Source organism: Bacillus sp. CH_70 (assembly GCF_038007045.1).
Classification (GTDB): domain Bacteria; phylum Bacillota; class Bacilli; order Bacillales; family Bacillaceae_G; genus Bacillus_A; species Bacillus_A cereus.
Map to the genome: position 1 here is coordinate 4,154,579 of NZ_JBBOWL010000001.1, position 23,218 is coordinate 4,177,796.

A 23,218-nucleotide genomic window follows, 5' to 3' on the forward strand; every position below is an offset into this window, starting at 1 on the left:
TCGATTGCACCAGGGAGGTGAAAAGTATGGCAAACATCAAATCTGCTATCAAACGCGCTAAACTTAGCGAAGAGCGTCGTGCACATAACGCTTCTATCAAGTCTGACATGCGTTCTGCTGTTAAAACTGTAGAAGCTTTAGTTACTAATAACGATCTTGAAAATGCTAAAGAAGCTTTCAAAACTGCTTCTAAAAAACTTGACAAAGCAGCTCGTAAAGGTCTTATCCACCAAAACGCTGCATCTCGTCAAAAATCTCGCTTAGCGAAACAAGTAAACGCGTAAGGCGTTTAAAAAACGATCCATTTGGATCGTTTTTTTATATACAAAAAAAGTTCATGCACTAGGTACATGAACTTTTTTTGTGTCATCACATATGATTTAATCGCATTAAGAAAAACTCGAGCACAAGTTTCTTATCCATCTTTCCCGTCTTCATACTATAATCAGCTTCCGCTAATTCTATAATCACTTTTTTTAATTCTTCAAAAGAGAAAAATTTCGTTTGATTCATCGCCAATTTTACACGATACGGATGTACACCAATATGAGATGCAATTTGATTTTGCCCATAACCACGTTGCTGTAACTCTTTCACTTGATACAACAAACGGAATTGACTCACTAATAACGCAAGCAATTTAATCGGTTCTTCCTGCTGCGTAAATAATCCATCCAAAATTTGCATTGCACCTGCAATATCTTTTTTCACCACTTTTTCTGTCAAAGCAAATACATTTTGCTCAACTGATTTTGGCACAAGCTCTGCAACAAGTTTCGTCGTAATCTCTCCGCCCATACCAACGTATAACGTTAACTTGTCCATTTCCTTCGCCAACATCGTTACATTACTTCCCACAAGCTCTAGCAACAAACTAACAGCCGCGTTATCAATGTGCACATGCACTTCATCTGCACGAGCAATAATCCACTTCTGAACATCCTGCACTTGCATCGCATTCGCTTCTACTACATCTGCTGTTTTCTTTAATAGTTTTGTAATTTTTTTTCGCTCATCAAGTTTTTCGTAAGGCGCAACAAAAACAAGAATAGAAAATGGAGAAGGTTCACCAATGTATTCTTCTAAAATTTTTATATTTTGCTCTAACTTTTCTTTTTGCGAAGTCAGAAATAGCGGTGATTTTATTAACAGTACTTTCCGTTCTCCAAAGAAAGGAAGCGTACGCGCATCCTCAACCACATCTTCTAAATATGCTTCTTCCAAATCGTATGTCACAACATTAAACTCTCGATCTTCTTCTTCAAGTGCTTCTGTCGTAATAAGCTTTATCGTTTCATTTATAAAAAAAGCTTCCGTTCCATATAGTAAATATAACGAAGCAAACTGTTTCTTTTTAATTTTTTTATGTATATCACTCATACTTTTTCCTACTCCCTAACTTGGCAATATATATTTATACTAATGCCCTAGCTTTTGTTTTACAAGTACAAAGGAACAGGCTGTATAACCCGTCCCTTTATTTATATTAAACGCCACGCAATAAGCCCCGGGTTTCTTATTGGTGTGCGGTAATCACCTTCCCTTTATTATTCACAATAAAAATTCGAGTATAAGTGCCAACTGTTAACATGCTTGGAAACAAAAAACTCACGTTACTTCATGATCTAAAAGTAGCAAAAAAGCTCATTTTCTCTTCATATGGAAATTGTAGATTTTTTTCTGACAATATTTTATACTAAAGTGGAATGTTGGGGAGGGATTCTAAATGAATGATTTTGAACAAAACGTTCAAAGTAAACGCAATGACGCTATTGATTCAGGGGTAGGATTTATCGTCTCATTTGGTTTTTTCGCAACACTTTTCATCATTGCAACTGTTATTAAATTTATCGGTTCTTAAAGACTGCCACTTCATGGCAGTCTTCTCTTTTTCACCTATTATATGTCTTATCGTATGTGATTTTACTTTGAAAGGTTCCATTTTCCCCTTTAAAAACATAGGAAATAGCACCTTGCTTGTCCGTGCGCCATATCGCACTCCCCATCTTCTCCAAACGCTCTATCACTTCTTTATGCGGGTGTCCATATCTATTCTGCTTACCAACAGATATAATCGCTACACGGGGCTGTATAACGTTCAAAAAAGACTCTATAGATGACGTGTTACTTCCATGATGAGCAACTTTTAAAACATCTACTCGCAAATTTGGATACGCAGATACTAAAAACTGCTCTCCTTCTTCTTCTAAATCGCCTGTAAATAGCCACGTCAATCCTCCAAATTTTGCCCATATTACAATTGAAGCATTATTTTCACTTTTTTCTTTTCCTTTTGGAGCTAAAACGAAAAATTCAGCTTCATTTACACTCCAACTTTCCCCTTCCCCCACTTCAGTTATTTTTATTTCCTTTTCTAATGCCTGTTTCTTTACTACTTTTTCTAATACTGCATCTTTTCCCTTCCGGCCAAACACAACTTCTTTTACAGGTATATATGATAATAATTCTTGCGCAGCACCTATATGATCTGCATCTCCATGCGTTACGATTAATTTATCAATTGTTTTAATACCTTCTTTTTGTAAATAGGGTATTAAAACATCATTTCCAACAGAAAATTCATGCTTTTTTTGTTGCCACTCTTCCTTATTGACACGAAGCGTTCCACCTGTATCAATAAGATAAACCCCTTTATCATACGGAAGGCGAATTAATATTGCATCACCTTGTCCAACATCAATAAATGTTACACTTCCACTTCCTCTAAAATATGGATATACATAATGACACGTGCTAATAAAAAGAAATATACTCACAACTATACAAACCATTTTTTTCGGCGCTCTCCTTTCCCAAACCATCAATATACTGACAATACTCGCGCAATATACAGCTACAAGATTGAAGGACGTTTTCCCGAAAATAAGCTGGTTAAATGGTAAACTTTCACAATAACTTAGAAAAACATTAGACATACTCAAGCCTATTGATAACACATCCGCAAATCCTTTTGCGAGAAACGGGACAATTGGCATACACAGTAAAATAATAATGCTACATGGTAATACAATGATAGATAAAAACGGAACGTATAAAAGATTGAGGAAAATGCTATATGGAGAAAAATAACCAAAGTGATATAACAAAATCGGAGTACTAACGAGCTGTGAAATGATAGAAATATAAATAGAATTTCGGATTACTCCGTTGCTACTCACTAACAATAACGGAGCAGACAAAAGTAAAGCGAAGCTACCTACAAAAGAAAACTGAAATCCAATATTAAAAACAAGATAAGGGTCATATATAAGCATACATATAGCTGTTACACTTAAAGCATCTAAACTAGATAAACGAATCGAGCACATAAAAGCAATCAACGTCAAAACTCCCGTTATAGAAGCCCTTATAACAGAGGGTGACGCCCCTGCTAAAACCATATACAAAGGAATACAAATGATAAGGCAAATTGTTGCTACCTCCCTCGTCGCACCACTTCTTAGCAAAATAAAATATACTATCACCATTAACAATACAATGTGCGAACCTGAAATTGCTAACAAATGTACAAGACCAAACTGTTGATATTGCTCTTCCACTTCAAACGTCATTTGTTGTCTATCACCAAATAGTAACGCATTCATAAAAGCACCTGATTGCTCTGGAAACATCTCTGTAACTTTCGAGATTACTTGTTGCCTCAAAAGGAGAATCCGTTGCATGAGCGACAGTGATGTTCTATAGCATTCAGAAATATATGTAGCCTCAAATGTGAAATGAATATGTTGCTTGTATAAATAATCACGGTAATTAAAACCATGAAAATTCCGAGCTGTTTGCGGTTCTTTCCTCTCACCCTCGAATACACATGATATCCCTGCGTATAATTGTTGCATTTTTTCCTTTTCCAAGGCTGATTTTATTCTATAACTTAACTGCACTATATTTTTATTGTGATCTTCAAACTGAAAAGATAGGCGATCTCCATTAACAAGCGGTGTATTTTGTATAACCCCTCTTGTAACTCCATAGGACTCTCCTAGAGACTTATTCCACCCTTGAACATAGGAAGTGTATATAGCGCCACTAAAGCACGCTACAATGCAAAAAAAGAAGGTTTTACGCGAAGTGCGATATAAACAGAAGAAAACATTTAAAAAGAGGCAAAAAACTATTAATAAAAGTGACGAGGAAAAGGCAATTGCAATCCCTATTATAAACGAGATTGCAACATACCCCCATTGTTCCTGCAACTTATACTCACTCCTTATAGCATCATTTTTGCTTTCGTGAATACATGCTGTAATTCTTCCATTGATAAATTATCTTTTTCTAAAGACGCAAATAATTCTTTTAACTCCGTATAACGTTTTTGCTCCTCTAATGCAGCGATATCATATTCTAGCGGAACGTGCTTCACTGTTACATTCGCTTGTTCAAATAACTCTATGGCGTATGGATGATTTTTATAATCCTGCGCATAATAAACCGCTGTAATACCACTTTGAATAATTGCCTTACAACATTGTAAACAAGGGAAATGCGTAACGTAAATTTCTGCTTCCTCTGTTTTCGCACCAAACTTGGCACATTGTAATAAAGCATTCATTTCGGCATGAATTGTCCGAACACAATGATTATCGATTACGTAACAACCATCATCTATACAATGTACGCCACCTTTAATCGAACCATTATATCCACCAGCAATAATTCGTTTATCGCGAACGATTGTCGCTCCTACCGCAAGCCTTGTACATGTACTACGTAACGATAGTAGATGGCTTTGCGTCATAAAATATTGATCCCATGAAATTCGTTCCATATTTTTCACCTACTTTTTTGTCTACTTGTAGTGTAGCGAAAGAAGAAAAACTTCGTCAATCTTTTACGGAATAATAATTTGATCTTTTATCTTTTCAAGAGACTTCGCACCAATCCCATCAATCTCTAATAAATCTTCTATTTTCTGAAACGGACCATGCTCTTCTCGATATTTCAAAATACTTTCTGCCTTTCGAGAGCCAATCCCTGTAATTTTTTCCAATTGCTCTTTCGCTGCTGTATTTATTCGAATCTTGCCATCTTCCTTAGAAGAAGTAAACATCCCTTGTTCTGGCTCATTTTTACTCGGTATATAAAGAAGCATTTGATCTTGTACAATTTGTGCTAAATTCACTTTTTTCATATCTACTTCTGATAAAAAACCACCAGCCTTTTGAACCGCATCCTTTACGCGATCTCCTTCCTTCATTTCATATACCCCTTCTTTATTAACCGCTCCTTTCACATCAATTATAATTGTTCTTTTCTGTTCCTTTGTATCCGATATTTTCGGTTTACCCTTTTTTTCTATCTCCTTCTCTTGCACATTCATTGTAATAGGCGTTCGTTCTACACTCTGATTCGTTTTCCAAAAAACAAGAAAAAGTAAAGTTCCAATAATAGCTACTAAACCTAACCACTTTTTCGGAAAATCCCACATCATTTTACACCTCTAATCATAAATTTATAACATCATTCATATTGTTTAGGAGAAAGCTGTTACGAAGGAGGGATGAAACTTTGAACATAGGAATTATAGGGACAGGAAACATGGGGAATATACTAATCGATGCATTTTTAGAAACCCGTGCTGTCAAACCTTCGTGCCTTACAATCATTAATCGGACGCCTGCCAAAGCATATCACATAAAAGAAAAATACCCTTCTGTTCATATAGCAAAAACAATCCCGGAAGTAATCGAACAATCACAACTTATTTTTATTTGCGTTAAGCCGATAGATATATACCCTATCCTAAAAAAATACGCTGAACATTTTTCTGATGAAACGTGCTTAGTTTCTATTACAAGTCCAATATCTCCATCACAATTAGAGACTCTCGTACCGTGCCACGTCGCACGTATCATTCCAAGTATCACAAATCGCGCCCTCTCTGGCGCCTCACTATTTACATTTGGAAATAATTGCTCTGAAGAATGGCAACAAAAACTACTTCGTCTATTCAAAAATATTTCTACACCTCTTGTAATAGAAGAAGATATAACACGTGTTTCATCTGATATAGCAAGTTGCGGTCCTGCTTTCTTTAGTTATTTACTACAATGCTTCATTAACGCTGCTGTAGATAAAACAAATATTACACACGAAGAGGCTACTACTTTAGTAAGTGAAATGGTCGTGGGGATGGGGAAATTACTTGAAAAAGAAATCTTCACATTACCTACCTTACAAGAAAAGGTTTGCGTGAAAGGCGGCGTTACCGGGGAAGGCATTCGGGTTTTAGAAGAACACGTTGGAGATATGTTCCATAAGTTAATCGAGCGAACACATGAAAAATTTGATGAAGATTTAGAATGCGTTGATCAGCAATTCAATAAACACACATAATAAATACGTCATTTTCATTCCAAATCCTTTTTATAAATACTTACTTTTTTACAATACATTTTCACTTTAACTACTATTCCCACACTTTACGCATACGATCTTCAGATTATGCTAGAACTAAAAATACATCTTCTTTATAAAACAAAAGCAACCTTCTCGGTTGCTTTTGTTTTATTTGTTTTATCCGTTTTTCTTCGCCATGAAGAAAATACGCTCTGTTTGTTCTGTAACTTCAAGTCGCTCAAAATCACCTGTTACACGAAGAACTGTAAAACCTGCTTCTTCAAGCCATTTCGTTAACTCTTCCACTTGATATGCACGTTGCACGTGACATTCATCAAACCGATGGTACACATCTTCTTCCGGATCTTGAACAAAGAATGTCAAATCATGCTCTACACTATTTGATTCTTCACCAGGGAAGCAATTCCAAATAAGAGATATTTCTTCTCCATTCACTGTATACGTTTCATTTTGAAATACATGATGTATTTTATATAAAGAATGTACATCAAATAAAAACAAACCATCTTGACGCAAATGGTGAAACACTCTTCTAAATGTTTCTTGTACTCCATCTTCTTGCAATACATAATTTAATGAATCACAAAAGATAGTGACACAGTCAAACTCACCTGGAACATCAAGCTCTCGCATGTCTTGTTGGTAAAAAGGAATAAAGTATCCCTCTCCTCCTAGTTTTTGCTGAGCGACTGTTAACATTTCTTCTGAAAGATCGACACCTATTAAATCGTAACCCTTTTGCACAAGCGGAAGGGTTACATTACCCGTACCGCATGCTACATCAAGAATTTTTGCCTCTTTCATATCTGCCTGCTGCAGGCTTTCCTCTGTGAATTCTACCCATTTATCATAAGGGACATCATTCATCAGTTCGTCGTACAACAATGCAAATTGTTCGTATTTCATTGGCCTAGCTCTTCTGTTATATCTTCACGTGGCACATCGCCCCATAGACGCTCTAAATTATAGTGATTACGCTCATCTTTATGGAATACATGGGCAACTACATCTCCAAGATCAACTAATACCCAACGTGCTTCGTCAAAACCTTCCATACGTTGTACGTCGATTTGGAACTCATGTGCTTTTGATTTAATTTCACGTGCAATTGCTTGCACTTGTTTATCTGAATTACCGTGACAAATAATGAAATAATCTGCAATTGGTGAAATACCTTGCATATTTAGGACAACCATATCTTCTGCTCTTTTATCATCAGCTGCTTTTGCCGCTAACACTAATAAATCTTTATCGTTCATTTACTCATTTCCTCCTTGATAACTGCATTGTATGTTTGGAATGTTAATGGATAAATCGTCTGATTTTTTTCCATTAAAAATTGAATTGTTCTCTTTAAGGCAAATAATAAAGCTTGATTTATATCCGTATATGCGAGTTTACGAGCCTCTTCCACACCTGGAAACTTTCGCCCTGGCTCAATGTAATCAGCTACATAAATCACTTTATCTAACATCGTCATGTTCTCATGACCACTTGTATGATATGTAATAGCTTGCAATATTTCAGAATCCGTAATGCCTACCTCTTTTTCTACTAAGTATGCCCCAACAGGCGCATGCCACAACTCTTTATTATAGCAAAGTAAATCTTTCGGCAAATCTTCACGTTTAATAATCTCTTCCATCTCTGAAATTGCTCTACATTTCGCATAATCATGGAATATAGCTGCCATCTCTGCTTTTTTCTCGTCCACACCGTATAACTTAGCAAGCTCAATCGCTGTCTCCATTACACCAATTGTGTGTATATAACGTTTTTCATGCATTTGTTGTTTGACAATATGAAGTGCATTCTCACGATTCATACAACCCATTCCTCTCGATATATACCTGTACTTTTTCAGGAAGTAAATATTTACACGTTTTCTTCTCCTTATATCTCTCACGTAATAAGGATGAAGAAACTGCAAATTCCGGAATTTCCACTGTAGTAATCTTATATGGTGTATGCAATGTATACCCAGGTCTTGCAACTCCAACAAATGTTACAAGATTAAGTAAAGCTTCAATGTTATACCACTTCGGTAAATACTCAACCATATCCCCACCGATAATAAAGTGAAACTGCACATCCGGATACTTCTTCGTCAATTGTAACATAGTGTCATACGTATAAGATGGGCCCTTCCTGCTTAGCTCTTCTAAACAAATAGAAAAGTGTTCTTCTGCCTCAGTCGCAAGCTCTAACATATGTAAACGACTTTCTATACTTGTAATATTACGTCCTTGTTTATGTGGCGGAATCTGGTTTGGCAAGAACCATACTTCTTCCAATTCCAAAGCGTGATATACTTCATTTGCAATTAGCAAATGTCCATAGTGAGGCGGATCAAATGTACCGCCAATGATGCCAATTTTCCTCAAAAGAAACGCCCCTTCCTTTTACATACAGCAACTCTCCTTGGTTAGGAACGAAGAGAGTTGCTATTAATAAAAGTTCAATTGGTTTCGCTCTCTACATCATTACGCATCAGCGATAAAAAATAGCGCATGCTAATCTTTTTATCGAGGAAGCTTAATTTGTTTATTTTCTCTTGATTCTTTGTATAAAACGATTGTACTTCCAATTACTTGAACGATTTCAGCACGTGCACCTTTTGCAAGTTCTTCCGCAACCTCACGGCGATCAAATTCACAGTTTTGTAATACACTCACTTTAAATAGTTCACGAACTTCTAACGCTTCTCCAATTTGTTTTACCATATTTTCATTTACTCCGCCTTTTCCTACTTGAAAAATTGGTGTTAAATGATGTGCTTGTGCACGTAAAAATCTTTTTTGTTTTCCTGTTAACATATATGTTAGCCTCCAAGCTTTTCTATAACTAATTGTTTCATTCGATCAATATTTGGTACACGTCCTGTCCACATTTCAAATGCAAGTGCTCCTTGATAAACAAACATATCAATACCATTTTGAATGATTGCACCTTGCTCTTTTGCCTCACATAAAATTTTCGTTTCAAATGGATTATAAATTATATCTGATACAATCGTTCCTTTTTTTAACGAACACATTTGTAATGGCGTATGTTCGACGTGTGGATGCATACCTATCGTTGTCGTCTGAATGATAATATCATAATTTCCTTGTTCTTCTGTCGCTTTTTCTAACGACAAAGCAACAGAATTAACATCGGCCGTACGTGCAGCAATAAGTTCTTTCGCCTTATCTACTGTACGATTGGCTACATCAATCTCTTTTACACCTACATCAGCAAGAGAAAAATAAATAGCTCGGCTAGCACCACCTGCACCAAGTAACAAAATACGTTTCCCTTGAAGTGGTTCATTACTAATTGACTGCAGCGCTCGAACAAAACCAATTCCATCTGTGTTGTAGCCAATTAACCTTCCATTCTTATGAACCACTGTATTTACTGCACCGATTTTCCTTGCCAATGGATCAATCTCATCCAAATACTCCATGATAGCAACCTTGTGCGGAGTTGTTACATTAAATCCTGAAATACCTAATGCTTTTAAACCTCTTACTGCTTCCCCTAGCGCTTCCTCTTCAACAAGGAATGCATGATAATGGGCATCCATATTCAAGTGTTCAAATGCATCGTTATGCATAACGGGTGATAATGAATGTCCAATTGGATTTCCGATTACACCATATAATTGTTTCATAAATCCCTCTCCATATTAAATTAAAGATTTACGTAGTGAAACACTTACTCCTTTTGGTACGTGTGCAACAATTTTTGCGCCTGGTTCGTTCACAGTAACCCATCCTAATCCAGAGAATACAACATCCGTCTTTGGTTCACGAATATTAAATTCGTATTTCACTAACTCAGGCATATTTGCTAATTCTTCTGGTGTTGGCGGGCTTAGTAAATCTCCAGCATGATTTTTATATAATTCATCTGCTTTCTCAAGCTTTGTACGATGGATTGTTAAACGATTCGAGAAGTGACAAGTAAACGCACGACGACCACCACTTACATAATCAAAACGTGCCAATCCACTAAAGAATAACGTTTGTTCTTCATTTAATTGGAATACCATCGGCTTAATTTCTTTTGTTGGTGTAATAAGCTTTAAGCTTTGCTTCCCAACATAATGAGCCATTTGGTGGTGGTTAATAATACCTGGCGTATCATATAAAGAAGATTCTTCGTCTAATGGAATATCAATTAAATCCAGTGTTGTTCCTGGGAAATGAGATGTTGTAATTACATTTTCAGTCTCATCACTAAATTCTTTAATCATACGATTAATAAATGTCGATTTCCCTACATTCGTACATCCAACAACGTAAACATCTTTGCCGCCGCGATAATACTCAATAGCATCTGCTAGTTCAGCAATTCCTTGTCCCTTCGCTGCACTAATTAAAAAGACATCTTCTGGTTTTAATCCTAGCTGCTTTGCACTATAGCGCATCCAATGCTTTACTTTATCATGTTTTACTGACTTTGGAATTAAATCAGCTTTATTTCCAACAAGTAATACTTTATTATTTCCTACGAAACGATGTAAGCCAGGTAACCAGCTACCATTAAAATCAAAAATATCTACAATTTTGACTACTAATGCATCTGATTTTCCAATTCCATTTAAAATGCGTAGGAAGTCATCATCTGTTAACGATACATCTTGAATTTCATTGTAATGCTTCAAGCGAAAACAACGTTGACAAATGACTTGTTCTTTCTCTAAAGATGAGGTAGGAGCATACCCCACTTCGTTTTTATTTTCTGTTTGAATTTCTACACCGCAACCAATACATTTAATTGTTTCAGTCAAACTTTATTCCTCCCAGTTAATTAAACCTTTTTTCTTCATATTTTTCATGATTCTTCGTTCAATTTTTCGATTAAAGCGCGTCACTAATCCGTCTGTTTGTGCTACCGGTACAACTAAAATTGTATGAAGCCCTACTCGGTTTCCACCAAGCACATCAGTCAGTAACTGATCTCCAATTACTACAACTTCCTCTGCCTGCAGATGCATCTCTTGTATCGCACGCTTAAACGCTCGAACAAATGGTTTACGTGCACTATGAATAAATGGAATACCTAATGGGTCAGCAAAATCTTTTACACGTTGCTCATTATTATTTGAAACAACCGTTACTTGGATGCCTTGCTCTTTCATTTTTAAGAACCATTCTTCAAGTTGCGGGGTTGCATTTGGACGATCCCATTCAATTAAAGTGTTATCTAAATCAGTAATAACACCTTTAATCCCACGTTTTTTTAAATCTTCTGGTTGAACATGATATACATTTTTCACGTATTCATTTGGTAAAAATAGCTTCAATTTCTTTCACCTCTTTGAGGATTTTTCATAAAATTTTTCGACAACATTTTTCGATATATAACCTGTGGATAAAATTGTACACATTTTCCACATTAATCTTTCAGTTAATTTGGAATTTACTAACAAACTATACACACTTTATCCACCTAGGTATGTGGATAACCACTCGTTTGTGACTGTCATACTTTTTTGGTACATTAAATGCATCAACGAATCAATCCTTATATTATTAGGAGGTGACTCACCTTGAAAACAAAACATATGGAACAGTTATCCACTGAGTTACTCACTGAGTCTTATTATAAAGCAAAAGAACTAAAATTAAATCCCGACTTCATTTTACTTATAAAACAAGAAATCATTAGACGCTCATTAGAGGACAAGCTTGTCAAATCTTCTTGATTACATATAAAGTGAAAGTTTAATCAGCCCGTACCAATCAAACAGTTACAGGATACATTATTGAATGCCCTGTAAAAAGAGCCATCCTACGATGGCTCTCGAATAAACAAGTACTCCCATCTAGGGGATTTCATCATTAAGTATCTTTGCCCATAACTCTTACTTACGGTTATAAAAGCTTTTCTTTATTTATGAGCTAATCGAGTAGCTATTTTTTCACCAAGACGCAGCTCTTGTCCACTCTTTAATTCCTGCACTACTTCTATCATATCTTTTTCAAACAATAACACAACTGTTGAACCAAATGTAAAGTATGCCATTTCTTCACCTTTTTGAACAGTGTCTCTCTCATGCAAAAGCTCAATACTATTAACAAACATGGCCCCTACTTTTACAAGAGCCATATGTTCGCCATCACTGCTTACTTCTGTAACAGAACGATAATTTTTTGACAGCGGTTCTTTCCCGTATTCCATACCAGCTGCATTTACCGGATACGATTTTCTACCGAGTACAAATCTTTCAGTCACAGAACCAGAAAGCGGACTATGAATGCGATGATAGTGACTTGGACTCAAATAAATTACCATATATGTACCGCCTGCATATCGCGTTGCACGTTCTTCATTACCTAGCATATCCACAATTGAATAGCGCTTTCCTTTAATATCAAATGTTTTTGTATCCTCAATAGGACCATGATCTGCAAAAACACCATCAACAGGACTAACGATACTCGATGCATCTGTATCAATACTACGCTTTCCTTCTTTTAGCTTACGCGTAAATAATTCATGCAATGTTCTATATTCCTTCAAACCCTTTTCCATCTCATCTTGATTAATTTGAAAAACTTTCGCATACGATGGAATAATGATAGAGCTCAAACGAGATTGTGCAAATTTACGTAATATATAAGAAGTAAAGCGACCATTTGTAAGTTCTATCATAAGTCGATATAATGTACGTCGCAAATTGCGAAACCCCCTAATCAGTCTATAACTTTAGTTTTCCCTTATTTTCTTTCTATATCATACGTAAAATTGGTTCTTATTCCCACATATCATATAAAGCAGCCTTATTATACATACAGAAAACTAAGTATGGTATTATTCTTAAATTATTTAGCACCTTCTAATATTACAGATAGAATCCGTCATTTTCAACAGTGAACATGTATTTCTTCTTAGCATAACGCGTTTTCTTTTCTTATTTACAATAAGAAAAGCAGCCCATTTTAAAATATGGCTGCTTCTAATACACTTTACTCTTTCGCTTTTTTCTCTTTCTCTGCCCTTACAAACTCGTGGAACATTTTCATTAAAGCACGCTTTTCGATCCGTGATACGTAACTTCTAGAAATGCCAAGCGCCTTAGCTATTTCCCGCTGTGTTTTCTCCTTATCTAGCCCAAGTCCAAAACGTTTCACAATCACTTCTTTTTCTCTTTCGTCTAAAATATCGATATACTCTTTAATTTTTTCTAACTCCATACTAAGCTGAATCATATCAATTACATCTTCAGACTCTGATTTTAATATATCAATAAGCGATATTTCATTGCCCTCTTTATCTTGCCCGATCGGATCATGAAGTGAAACATCTTTTTTCGTTTTCTTTAGTACACGTAAATGCATCAAAATTTCATTTTCAATACAGCGTGCTGCATACGTCGCAAGCTTCGTTCCCTTTCCTGCAGAATAGCTCTCGATCGCTTTAATGAGTCCGATTGTACCAATTGAAATTAAATCTTCTGCATCTTCTCCTGTGTTCTCAAATTTTTTAACGATATGAGCTACAAGCCGTAAATTATGTTCAATTAAAAGATTTCTCGCTTGAGCATCACCTTGCTCCATTAACTCTAAGTACTTTCTCTCATCATCTGATGATAACGGCTGCGGAAACGCATTATTTTTCACATAAGAAACAAAGACAAACACTTCTCGAACCATATATCCAATTGCGGCGAATAGACTCAAACCTTTCACCTCCGCCAAAATAGTGGTCTTTATTATGTGTATGTGGGCTTGAGGTTGTTTGTGTCTGTACAGTTTATTTATAAAACTCAACACTTCCAACATTTAAAATATTTTATTGTTATATTATAATTATATAAAATTGTTATTTATATATGAATATGCTATTAAAGGGGAAACTATTCATGCTTACATTAGATCGATTATTAAATGTAACAATTTATTTAGGGGTATTTTTACTTTTCATTTCGTTCATTACTTTTGTTATTAAGAGAGGGCCTGATTTATTATTTTTTCAATTTGGAATTTCTTTGTTTTTTGGAGCTCAAATTATAATTGGAATGAAATTTTTTCATAATTATGGTTTCTCCTTTCACTCAAAACTAGAACTACTTATCTTTATTTTCTATGTAATTGGATTTATTACATGTATACTACTGTTCTTTAACTTTCAAAATCCGTATCGAATTTTTTTATTAATTTGTAGTTTTTTATTTTTAACTGAATCCAATTATTACTTTAAAGAAACATTAAATTTTAGTAAAAAAACTCCAAAGCAACATAAAACTTTTTTAAGTACACAAGAAGACTCTTTTCCAAAAGAAGTCCGTAAATTTTCAGAGGATTACAATAACATAATAAGGAATGATTTTTATGAAATACCGATGATTCCTACTGAATTACAGATTACAAGCAAAAAACATTCTTCCCATAGTACATCTTTCTTAGTTGAACTTTATAATAGCGAGAATGAAATTACTGATGACTCTGTACAATTAACTCCATCAGACCGTTTTTATATACTGTTAAATACACAAAAAACAAAAATATCAAAAATAGTATATGAAGGGCAAAATTTTTTCACATTAACAGTCACACTAAAGGCTCTTAATTTACAGCAAGAACCAGAAATTCATAATATGTTTTTAGAAATAGATAAACGTAGAGCGATGAATCTTCTTAATTTTGAAATTAAAGCCCATACTAAAGAATGGAAAGTAACATTTAAAAGTGATAATTCTTCTTCCAATCTTCCTATCACATTTAATTTTGAAAAACGAACAGGCAAATTATAAAAATAAAAAGAGTTATTTTCTTTGAAAAATAACTCTTTTTACTTTACTTACTCCAAATATTTCTCCCAGTTTGGGCATCAATATAACGAATTTCCCGACTACAATCAAAAGGTTCTTTATGTTTTTCATCTGTCGTTTGTTTATACAGTAGTTTGTATTTCGTTTCCTCTGCATCATGATCTACAAACCATTCTAATTTAACTCGGATAGCCTCTCTGTATATTTCTAACGCTTTTTCTTTTGTTACTTTTGGTGTTGTTTCATATGTAAGTAATTCTTTTATAAAGTTGCCAGACTCTCCAGAGTAGTGCATCACAGCACCATTTTCTGCATTGATGTTGATCATAATATATTTCCGCTCTACATGAATGTCATTTACATAGATTGAAAAGGAAAACCTCTCTATCCCCTCTTCCTCCTCATAATTATCCCAAAGTTGAACATACTTTGTCGCATCTGGGATAATATGCTCTAAAAATTGAAGTGCCTTGCTTAAACATTGCTCTCTCGATAAGATTGTTTTCCTTTTTTTCTCATCCTTCCACATAAAAAAAGAAAGCAATTGATTTGTTTCTTTATCTAGAGTAATTACAACGAATTCATCATGTTTCAACATTGGAAAATGTTTTTTATAAAACTCATCCATTGAATATGAATCCTTCTCTTCTATTTCTTTTTGTAATTCTTCTTTTAATACAAATTTTATCCGGACTTCATCCTCATCTACTTTTTCATCTATTTTGACAAACTTCTCCTTGTCCCAATCAAATAAATCAAACACATCTTTTTTTTGACTACTCTTTAGCGGTTTATCAACAAGTACTGTAGAAGGTAATTTATAGTGTTCTGGCCCATATAAATCTTTACCTGTACTTGCATCAATAAACGCATGACTAGGCTCTGGTTCATATACAAGATGGTACCCTTTTACTTCTTCCCCGTTTTCATACTCACATGAAGAGTATGTTAAATCTACAAATACAAGTCTCATATCTTGTCTAGCTTTCAAATTTTCTAAAACGATATTCTCCCCAACAATTTCACTTGGCCATAACGGTTTTTTCTCTATGGCTTTTTGTCCATTGTAATGAAAATGCACAACATTACCTGAAGGGTGCACTCGCACAACACACCCAGTATTCGGCAATGGATAGCTATTCACTTCTTGCATATAATTTACTTCTTTCCAACCGCGCCTGTCGTCCTTAACCGTTACATATGTATAGAATTCATATCCTTCTTTTGTATATTTTTTTAAGAATGTATTTGCAACCTCTCTTGCTTTATTCTCCTCTATCGCTCCCTTATCACTCGAAAAAGAATTTCCATCATCTATCCTAAATTCAATTAAATTACCAGTATGTCTATTTAATGTAATTTGTATCTGTTTCTCCTCATCATCTTTATGTCCCCACCATAATAGATGATACGGGTCATCAACCCCTTCTTGATCATCTACAACAAGCCTATATTCATCTGGAATTTCAATAATATGAGCTACGTGCTCTTTTCTTTCTTTATCTTTTTGATTCACCATGCCCTCTCCTTTGTTACAATTTAAGGTAATTATAACAAAGAAAACCAAAACTTATTAACAAAAAAAAGACTAGAGATATCTCTAGTCTTCTACTTCGTCTCACGGTGTAACGTTACTCGCTTTAATCGTGGACAATATTTTTTTAGTTCGATACGTTCTGGATTGTTTCGTTTATTTTTTTTAGAAATATAATTACGATCACCGCACTCCGTACAAGCTAATGTAATATTTACACGCATAGGTAATTCTCCTTTCTTTCAAAGATCGCAAACTAAAACGTAATGATTACGATTTATATATTATAAAACTTCATTCTATTTGTCAATTGCAAAAACAAGAAGATTCTATTTAGAATCCCCTTGTTTTTATAGTTAAATAAATTTTATTAAAACGATTCGTATGTAACAAACTCACTAATTGGCTTTCGATATCCTCTTGGACGAACTTTAGTCGTATCACTTTTCCCTATCGTAATCATTAAAACAGGTATTACATGCTCTGGCATATTTAATTCACTTTGTACTGCTTTTTCATCGAAACCAATCATTGGACATGTATCATATCCATAATATTTAGCTGCGTACATAAAAGTCATCGCACTTAACGAAGCATTTCTAATCGCTTCATCCTCCATGAAACGCTCTCCTTTTCCTTCATATAAACCTTTCGTTTGCCTAATGGTATCTTCATATTCGCATTCATCAATCATTTTTAAAACTTTCATACCGAAGTAAATATTTTCAACATTTTGGTATGCTCTTTTATCACCACAAACGAGCACTACCGCTGATGCACTCGATACTTTATATTGACCGAACGCTAATTCTTTTAATCTTTCTTTTCGCTCTTGATCACGAATTACAACATAATGTGTGTGCTGCAAATTATAGCAAGATGGAGAAAGCTTAGTTAACTCAAATATTTTTTTAAAATCCTCATCAGGGATTTCTATACCTTGTATAAATTTCATTGCAGAACGTCTAGCAATTGCTAATTCTTCAAAGTTCACCGTATATCCTCCTTAATAACTATAAATTTAAATATACATTAATTTATACAAATGGATAAATCAAATAAAAACACTTTAAATCCGAATAATAATTATGATTAACAGCAAAAAAGACAAAAAGCTGAAACAATTAGTTCATACGAAATTCACACGAATCTATTACTATAGAAATTGTACATAGTGAACTTATTAACAATCACGTTTATTTATATAGAATCTTACTCGAAAGGAGTTGAAAGTATGAAAACTAAATATCGCTTTATGATCTCATCATTTGCCGCTTGTGCTTATATGATTTGGTATTTAGTATAATAACAACCTCACTTGTAAATAGGAAAAGGTGTGTATATAAAATGGAATATAATCAATCAACAGTTAACTACTGGAAAGCTTTTGTATTACCATATACATTTGCTTTAGAAGAGTTAAAAACTAAATTTGAAATTATGAACCGGGAAGCTCAATTTTTAGAGGATTACAACCCGTTTGAACATATAAAAACAAGACTAAAACAACCTGAAAGTATTATTAAAAAGCTGGAACGTAAAAATTTATTACCGACAGTTGAAAATGCTCAAACGCATTTACAAGATATTATTGGTATTCGTATTACATGTTGCTTCGTAGAAGATATTTATCATTTAAAAGAAGTCATTCAAAAGCGTGAAGATATGGAAATCATAGAGGTAAAAGATTATATCGCTAATCCAAAGGGAAACGGTTATAAAAGTTTACACATGATTATTAAATATCCTTTATCACTGAATTCTGGTACAAAAGATGTATTTGCAGAAATTCAGTTACGTACACTGGCAATGGACTTTTGGGCAAGTTTAGAACACAAACTTTATTATAAATATGAAGGGAAAATACCGGAGTATTTAAAAGATGAACTACATGATGCAGCAATGAAAGCTGAAGATCTTGATAATAAAATGGCCACAATTCGTCAAGATATTGATGATATTGAGGCATGCTCAAATCAAATTATGCTACCACTATAAAAAAAGGTTCTCGCCAATGAGAACCTTTTTTTATACCATTTTTGGAAAGTGCGACTCCCACACTTATTAAAGTTTCACGTTATTTTTTCTCTATCGTGCGAACCTCTTCAATCTTCCATTTCTCATCTTCTTTTCCAAGAGCGTACTGTACTTTCTTTTGAAGAGTGACACTATCGTCTACTTCCTTTTCTTTCGTTTCAACAATAACATACCCTACTTTACTAGCTTTCATATCTATATGTTCCAATTCAATCTTCTTATTTCCCTTTTGAAATGCGGCTTCTTTTTGTGTTTTTAAGTCTTCAGCACTAGGCATCTTCTTTGAAAATAACTCCATATGTTCTGCAAGATTTTTTTCATTCGTCGTTCGCACAAATGTAGTAATAACATCTTGAATAGATTTCTCTTCTTCTTTTGTTATTTGTACCTTTTCCTCAGTTTTTTTAGTAGTAGATTTTTGTTCTACGTTATTCTCTTCTTGTTGACATCCAACTAGTAATACTACAAATACTAGAAGGAATCTTAATTTCCTAAATATTTTTTCCATATTCCCAACTCCTAAAAAGAAAAGTGAGGCATTTCGCCTCACTTTCGCTCTTAATTAACGTCTTCCTTTATTCGGATCGCCACCGCCAACGATATCAAAGACACGTTTCGCTATATTTGTATTCTCTTGAACGCCTGAGAATAAGTATTTACCTGGACCAAATGCATACACGTTCACATCTTCCCCTGTATGTCCACCAGTTGTCCAGCCTGTAACCGAGCGCTTATTGAAAATATCTTCAATTGCATTATCAATCTTTGTTACATCTTTTGACGGAGCTATATCATTTACAGCTTGAATTTCTTCTGGAGTTAATTGTAAATCAATATACTTTTTCAATGTTTCTTCTACATTTGCACCTTTTGCAATCTCATTTGCCATAAAGTCTGGTGTGCGTTTTGCAGCTTTAATTGGATCTACTTTAAAGTTATACTCGCCATTGGCCCCTAAAGATAATCCACCTGTAGCGTGGTCTGCCGTTGCAACAACTAACGTATTTTTATCTTTTTTCGCAAACTCAATCGCTGCTTTGAAAGCTTTTTCGAAGTCTTCCATTTCACTCATTGCACCAACGATATCATTATCATGTCCAGCCCAGTCGATTTGACTTCCTTCCACCATTAAGAAGAAACCATTTTTATTTTTGTTCAAACGCTCAATTGCTGCATTAGTCATTTCTTCTAATGAAGGTGTTTTATCATTACGGTCAATCATTTTATCTAATCCACCTGGTGCAAATAAACCAAGAATTTGATCATTTTTATCATTTAACAATTGATCTCGATCCGTTACATAGCTATAACCAGATTTCTTAAACTCTTCTGTAAGATTACGATCTTTTCTAACAAAGTTCTTTACGCCGCCGCCAAGCATAACATCTACTTTATGCTTCCCTTTAATTTTCTCATCAAAATAATCATTTGCAATTGCGTCCATATTTTTACGGCTAATGTCATGCGCACCGAAAGCAGCTGGTGTTGCATGTGTAATTTCAGAAGTTGCAACAAGTCCCGTTGATTTCCCTTTTTCTTTCGCTTGCTCAAGAACCGTTTTCACTTCCGCTTTATCATTATCAACTGCAATTGCAGCATTATATGTTTTAATCCCTGCTGACATAGCTGTTGCTGCTGATGCAGAGTCTGTAATATTTTCATGCTCATCTTCTGGGTATGTTTTTTGTGTTCCTACAAGATGCTTATCAAATTCTGTAGATTCCATTTCAAAGGTTTTTGGATTATCTTTCATATAACGGTGAGCCGTCATATATGAAGGGCCCATACCATCCCCAATTAATACGATAACATTTTTAATCTTTGCATTGCTTCCGTTCTCATCTGCATTAACCTCACTAGAACGAGTAAAATTCCATGTTGCTACCGAAGTAACTGCTAATGATGCCACAACTGCAAATGGCCATGCTTTTTTCACAAACTTTTTCACTGTCTTGTCCCCCTAATTAGGTTATTCATTTCCCACTATCAAATTTAATGGAAGACTATTAAGAGAAAATTAGCTGTATGTAAATTTTTTGTTAACTTATGTAAATATAAGTTATAATTTGTATAACTTTGTCTCTTCGTATCAGCCATCCTGCCCTTTACAATTTAAATATAAACAGGTTGGATTTCATTTAACGTAAATCTCTTTTTTTACATTTTGACTCTATTTTTATGAAATTAAATAGAAATGCGGTGAGCCTTTATGAAAATAGTAAAGCTAAATGAGTCTTTTATTTTTGAATTACTTAATCTTTGCAAATCTGTTGGATGGTTACACGATGAAATTTTTATGAAAAAGCAATTCGAAATGTATCTTTCTATCGGCACACTTGTAGGTTATATTCATGAAAACAAACTCATTGCGACTGGAGGAGTATTTCCTTTTACAAGTAACTTCACTTCCATTGGTATGTTAATCGTTCACCCTAATTTTCAAGGACGAGGAATAGGGCGCATGTTGCTAAATCATTGCTTGGAACAAATTCATCCAAAACAACCAATTGCACTTATTGCGACAAAAGCTGGCGAACCTCTATACACATCATGTGGATTTCAAACAGCAACAACAATTCATCGTTTTGAAAAGCAAACTACTAAGACGTATCCTTCTCACTTAAAACAAGTACGAGAAGAAGACCTTATATCTCTTACTTCTCTTGATCAAATTGCAACTGGTGTGAATCGTTCTCTACTTTACTCTTTGCTATTACCAAGGGCCATACACGCTTTTAAAATTGAAAGAAATAACCGTATAGAAGCTTTTTCATTATGCATACAAAAGGGCAATATATTATGTATCCATCCACTTATCGCCAAGCAAGAAGAAGATGCTATTCAATTATTAAAAAAGATATGTGAATGTTGGAATGGTATAGTACGAATTGATGTCCCACACTCACAATTTATATTTCGTAAATTTCTTCAAACAGAAAATTTCCAAGAAACGCTCCTTTCACCTCTTATGATAAAAAATGGTAGCCAACTTCCTGGAAATCGTAATATGCTATTTGCTATGATAGATACAGCGTTATGTTAGAAAGGAGACACCTAATTAAAGCGATTTAGCTATTTTATGGTAGGTTGTCTTACTCTTACACTATTAGTAGGATGTAGTGCAGCAGAAAAGCCAGTAGAACAAGTAAAGCAAGTGAAAAATACAATTACAGCTAAACTAGCTACCGAGGAAAAAATGGTAGAAATAGATGGTCAAACCATTTACTTTAAAAAGATTGGTAATGAAAAACCACCTTTACTTATGATTCATGGCTTTGGAGGGTCATCAGATGGTTTTCAAAAGATTTACTCCGATTTAGCAAAAGATCATACAATTATTTCTGTAGATGCTTTAGGATTCGGGCGCTCATCTAAGCCAATGGATTTTTATTATTCTTTTCCAACTCATGCAAATTTGTATTATAAATTAATGAAAAAACTAGGGTATGATTCATTCGCAATACTGGGGCATTCCATGGGGGGAGAAATTTCTCTAAATTTAACGTATTTATATCCTGAAGCAGTTACTCACCTTATTTTAACTGATGCTACAGGTGGTCCTCATACATTCGTTACTAAACAAGGCTCACCAAAACCACAATTGCCGACTGATTTAAATGCCGTTTCTTCTATTACTGATTATGATGAGAGCAAAGTGAAATTCAAACGTAACGATGAAGAGCATTATAACAAAATGAAACTATGGCCTAGACGTCTTAAAATTAATGCGAATGAAATGAAACAGCCGACTTTAATTATATGGGGCAGAAATGATAGTAGCGTTTCTTGGAAAGAAGGAGAAACGTATCATCAATTCTTAAAAAATAGCACTTTACATATTATTGAAAAAGGTTATCATGCACCATTTCGCCAAGAACCACAAGAATTTGTCGGGTATGTACAAGACTTCTTTAAGAACAATCCGATCAAAGTTGAAAAATAACATAAACGGGTATCTCATTTTGAGATACCCGTTTTCATATATTAAGCAGCTTGCTTTTGGCGTTTTTGAGTTTTTGATCCTAATACTTTCGGGATAACAAAGCCATCCATTCCAAATTTCCCAGCGTTCATACCGGCAACAAGAACAAACATAGATAAGATAACCATCTCAGGGTTCACACCAATTGACCCACTAAACATATAGGAAAAGTTCATTACAAGACCAAAAAAGACCGCTGTTTTTGTTAAACAGCCTACAATTAAACCAATTCCGACTAAAATTTCTCCCCATGTTACAAGCGTATTAAACAAATCTACATTTGGAATTGCAAATTCTTGTAAGAATGATGCCCACCAAGATTGAACAGCCGGTTGTGCACCTTTAGATTTTTCAATTGCGCCTTGCAAATAACCTGTTGCATCGAATCCTTTTCCTTGTAGTTTACCGATTCCAGCCATTAACCATGTGTAACCAAGATATACTCGAATTACTGCTAATACAAAAGAAACTGCTTTGTTTTCTCTTAAAAATTGAATAACCATATCTTCCTCCTAAAGTTGTA

28 protein-coding genes are annotated in these 23,218 nt (G+C 34.5%); 8 read left to right on the forward strand and 20 right to left on the reverse strand.

Annotation, left to right across the window (positions count from 1 at the left end; all coding sequences use genetic code 11):
* The first annotated feature begins 26 nt into the window (after window positions 1–26).
* On the forward strand, window positions 27–284 hold the full coding sequence (gene rpsT / locus N2V79_RS21210; protein ID WP_001274012.1) for a 30S ribosomal protein S20: 258 nt from the start codon (window positions 27–29) through the stop codon (window positions 282–284).
* An 85-nt stretch (window positions 285–369) separates the two neighbouring features.
* Here rpsT and holA read toward each other — a convergent pair whose 3' ends face one another.
* On the reverse strand, window positions 370–1,380 hold the full coding sequence (holA, locus tag N2V79_RS21215; protein WP_001279933.1) for a DNA polymerase III subunit delta: 1,011 nt from the start codon (window positions 1,378–1,380) through the stop codon (window positions 370–372).
* A gap of 346 nt (window positions 1,381–1,726) precedes the next feature.
* Between holA and N2V79_RS21220 the strand changes: the two genes are divergently transcribed.
* Window positions 1,727–1,861 (forward strand): YqzM family protein, encoded by a 135-nt coding sequence (locus tag N2V79_RS21220; RefSeq protein WP_000997609.1) that lies wholly within the window; start codon window positions 1,727–1,729, stop codon window positions 1,859–1,861.
* 31 nt (window positions 1,862–1,892) lie between these two features.
* On the opposite strand, the gene N2V79_RS21225 is transcribed toward N2V79_RS21220, so the two are convergent.
* From N2V79_RS21225 to N2V79_RS21235, 3 genes are all read right to left on the reverse strand, one after another.
* Window positions 1,893–4,214: a DNA internalization-related competence protein ComEC/Rec2 gene (locus N2V79_RS21225; protein ID WP_256424379.1), complete on the reverse strand. Its 2,322-nt coding sequence runs from the start codon at window positions 4,212–4,214 to the stop codon at window positions 1,893–1,895.
* 14 nt (window positions 4,215–4,228) lie between these two features.
* Window positions 4,229–4,786 carry a ComE operon protein 2 gene (locus N2V79_RS21230; protein ID WP_000439773.1) on the reverse strand — a complete coding sequence of 186 codons (558 nt, stop codon included), beginning with the start codon at window positions 4,784–4,786 and terminating at the stop codon, window positions 4,229–4,231.
* Between the two features lie 63 nt (window positions 4,787–4,849).
* Window positions 4,850–5,449 carry a helix-hairpin-helix domain-containing protein gene (locus tag N2V79_RS21235; protein WP_053563636.1) on the reverse strand — a complete coding sequence of 200 codons (600 nt, stop codon included), beginning with the start codon at window positions 5,447–5,449 and terminating at the stop codon, window positions 4,850–4,852.
* Window positions 5,450–5,526: 77 nt separating this feature from the next.
* On the opposite strand from N2V79_RS21235, the gene comER reads away from it, so the two are divergent.
* On the forward strand, window positions 5,527–6,354 hold the full coding sequence (gene comER / locus N2V79_RS21240) for a late competence protein ComER (RefSeq protein ID WP_053563635.1): 828 nt from the start codon (window positions 5,527–5,529) through the stop codon (window positions 6,352–6,354).
* A 180-nt stretch (window positions 6,355–6,534) separates the two neighbouring features.
* On the opposite strand, the gene N2V79_RS21245 is transcribed toward comER, so the two are convergent.
* From N2V79_RS21245 to N2V79_RS21280, 8 genes are all read right to left on the reverse strand, one after another.
* Window positions 6,535–7,284, reverse strand: coding sequence for a class I SAM-dependent methyltransferase (locus tag N2V79_RS21245; RefSeq protein ID WP_000873069.1), 750 nt, complete (start codon window positions 7,282–7,284; stop codon window positions 6,535–6,537).
* Window positions 7,281–7,637, reverse strand: coding sequence for a ribosome silencing factor (gene rsfS, locus N2V79_RS21250; protein WP_000998173.1), 357 nt, complete (start codon window positions 7,635–7,637; stop codon window positions 7,281–7,283). The genes N2V79_RS21245 and rsfS overlap by 4 nt, the downstream gene beginning before the upstream one ends.
* The gene (gene yqeK, locus N2V79_RS21255; RefSeq protein WP_001078478.1) at window positions 7,634–8,203 is read right to left on the reverse strand and encodes a bis(5'-nucleosyl)-tetraphosphatase (symmetrical) YqeK; all 570 of its coding nucleotides are present in this window, start codon (window positions 8,201–8,203) and stop codon (window positions 7,634–7,636) included. Before yqeK ends, rsfS begins: the two co-directional genes overlap by 4 nt.
* Window positions 8,193–8,762 (reverse strand): nicotinate-nucleotide adenylyltransferase, encoded by a 570-nt coding sequence (gene nadD, locus N2V79_RS21260; protein ID WP_001226037.1) that lies wholly within the window; start codon window positions 8,760–8,762, stop codon window positions 8,193–8,195. The genes yqeK and nadD overlap by 11 nt, the downstream gene beginning before the upstream one ends.
* Window positions 8,763–8,900: 138 nt before the next feature.
* Window positions 8,901–9,194 (reverse strand): ribosome assembly RNA-binding protein YhbY, encoded by a 294-nt coding sequence (gene yhbY, locus N2V79_RS21265; protein ID WP_000955227.1) that lies wholly within the window; start codon window positions 9,192–9,194, stop codon window positions 8,901–8,903.
* Window positions 9,195–9,199: 5 nt separating this feature from the next.
* A complete protein-coding gene (aroE, locus tag N2V79_RS21270; RefSeq protein ID WP_000812072.1) occupies window positions 9,200–10,033 on the reverse strand; it encodes a shikimate dehydrogenase in 834 nt (277 codons plus the stop codon).
* 15 nt (window positions 10,034–10,048) lie between these two features.
* The gene (yqeH, locus tag N2V79_RS21275; RefSeq protein ID WP_000140807.1) at window positions 10,049–11,155 is read right to left on the reverse strand and encodes a ribosome biogenesis GTPase YqeH; all 1,107 of its coding nucleotides are present in this window, start codon (window positions 11,153–11,155) and stop codon (window positions 10,049–10,051) included.
* Between the two features lie 3 nt (window positions 11,156–11,158).
* The gene (locus tag N2V79_RS21280; RefSeq protein WP_000765307.1) at window positions 11,159–11,671 is read right to left on the reverse strand and encodes a YqeG family HAD IIIA-type phosphatase; all 513 of its coding nucleotides are present in this window, start codon (window positions 11,669–11,671) and stop codon (window positions 11,159–11,161) included.
* A 246-nt stretch (window positions 11,672–11,917) separates the two neighbouring features.
* Between N2V79_RS21280 and N2V79_RS21285 the strand changes: the two genes are divergently transcribed.
* Window positions 11,918–12,073, forward strand: a complete 156-nt coding sequence (locus tag N2V79_RS21285) for a sporulation histidine kinase inhibitor Sda (protein WP_000850094.1) — start codon at window positions 11,918–11,920, stop codon at window positions 12,071–12,073.
* A gap of 185 nt (window positions 12,074–12,258) precedes the next feature.
* Here the strand turns inward: N2V79_RS21285 and N2V79_RS21290 are convergent, their stop codons facing one another.
* A complete protein-coding gene (locus N2V79_RS21290; RefSeq protein WP_001255000.1) occupies window positions 12,259–13,047 on the reverse strand; it encodes a phosphatidylserine decarboxylase in 789 nt (262 codons plus the stop codon).
* A gap of 290 nt (window positions 13,048–13,337) precedes the next feature.
* On the reverse strand, window positions 13,338–14,051 hold the full coding sequence (gene sigK / locus N2V79_RS21295; RefSeq protein WP_000051382.1) for an RNA polymerase sporulation sigma factor SigK: 714 nt from the start codon (window positions 14,049–14,051) through the stop codon (window positions 13,338–13,340).
* A 152-nt stretch (window positions 14,052–14,203) separates the two neighbouring features.
* Between sigK and N2V79_RS21300 the strand changes: the two genes are divergently transcribed.
* Complete coding sequence (locus tag N2V79_RS21300; RefSeq protein WP_340720199.1) at window positions 14,204–15,124, forward strand: hypothetical protein; 921 nt, start codon at window positions 14,204–14,206, stop codon at window positions 15,122–15,124.
* 43 nt (window positions 15,125–15,167) lie between these two features.
* On the opposite strand, the gene N2V79_RS21305 is transcribed toward N2V79_RS21300, so the two are convergent.
* The 3 genes from N2V79_RS21305 to N2V79_RS21315 all read right to left on the reverse strand — a co-directional run bounded on the left by N2V79_RS21305 (window position 15,168) and on the right by N2V79_RS21315 (window position 17,670).
* Window positions 15,168–16,661, reverse strand: coding sequence for a YcdB/YcdC domain-containing protein (locus tag N2V79_RS21305; RefSeq protein ID WP_200458075.1), 1,494 nt, complete (start codon window positions 16,659–16,661; stop codon window positions 15,168–15,170).
* A gap of 89 nt (window positions 16,662–16,750) precedes the next feature.
* A complete protein-coding gene (gene rpmG, locus N2V79_RS21310) occupies window positions 16,751–16,900 on the reverse strand; it encodes a 50S ribosomal protein L33 (protein WP_001265617.1) in 150 nt (49 codons plus the stop codon).
* Between the two features lie 146 nt (window positions 16,901–17,046).
* Complete coding sequence (locus tag N2V79_RS21315) at window positions 17,047–17,670, reverse strand: nitroreductase family protein (protein WP_001008498.1); 624 nt, start codon at window positions 17,668–17,670, stop codon at window positions 17,047–17,049.
* 353 nt (window positions 17,671–18,023) lie between these two features.
* On the opposite strand from N2V79_RS21315, the gene N2V79_RS21320 reads away from it, so the two are divergent.
* A complete protein-coding gene (locus N2V79_RS21320) occupies window positions 18,024–18,674 on the forward strand; it encodes a GTP pyrophosphokinase (protein ID WP_000456213.1) in 651 nt (216 codons plus the stop codon).
* Between the two features lie 79 nt (window positions 18,675–18,753).
* Here N2V79_RS21320 and N2V79_RS21325 read toward each other — a convergent pair whose 3' ends face one another.
* Together N2V79_RS21325 and N2V79_RS21330 are read right to left on the reverse strand one after the other, a co-directional pair.
* The gene (locus tag N2V79_RS21325) at window positions 18,754–19,221 is read right to left on the reverse strand and encodes a hypothetical protein (protein WP_071729627.1); all 468 of its coding nucleotides are present in this window, start codon (window positions 19,219–19,221) and stop codon (window positions 18,754–18,756) included.
* 54 nt (window positions 19,222–19,275) lie between these two features.
* Window positions 19,276–20,661, reverse strand: a complete 1,386-nt coding sequence (locus tag N2V79_RS21330) for an alkaline phosphatase (protein ID WP_000714908.1) — start codon at window positions 20,659–20,661, stop codon at window positions 19,276–19,278.
* Between the two features lie 261 nt (window positions 20,662–20,922).
* Between N2V79_RS21330 and N2V79_RS21335 the strand changes: the two genes are divergently transcribed.
* Together N2V79_RS21335 and N2V79_RS21340 are read left to right on the forward strand one after the other, a co-directional pair.
* A complete protein-coding gene (locus N2V79_RS21335) occupies window positions 20,923–21,756 on the forward strand; it encodes a GNAT family N-acetyltransferase (RefSeq protein ID WP_095690196.1) in 834 nt (277 codons plus the stop codon).
* A 36-nt stretch (window positions 21,757–21,792) separates the two neighbouring features.
* Window positions 21,793–22,656 carry an alpha/beta fold hydrolase gene (locus tag N2V79_RS21340; protein ID WP_340720200.1) on the forward strand — a complete coding sequence of 288 codons (864 nt, stop codon included), beginning with the start codon at window positions 21,793–21,795 and terminating at the stop codon, window positions 22,654–22,656.
* A 41-nt stretch (window positions 22,657–22,697) separates the two neighbouring features.
* Here the strand turns inward: N2V79_RS21340 and N2V79_RS21345 are convergent, their stop codons facing one another.
* Window positions 22,698–23,198 (reverse strand): DoxX family protein, encoded by a 501-nt coding sequence (locus N2V79_RS21345; protein ID WP_000236608.1) that lies wholly within the window; start codon window positions 23,196–23,198, stop codon window positions 22,698–22,700.
* Window positions 23,199–23,218 lie beyond the last annotated feature (20 nt).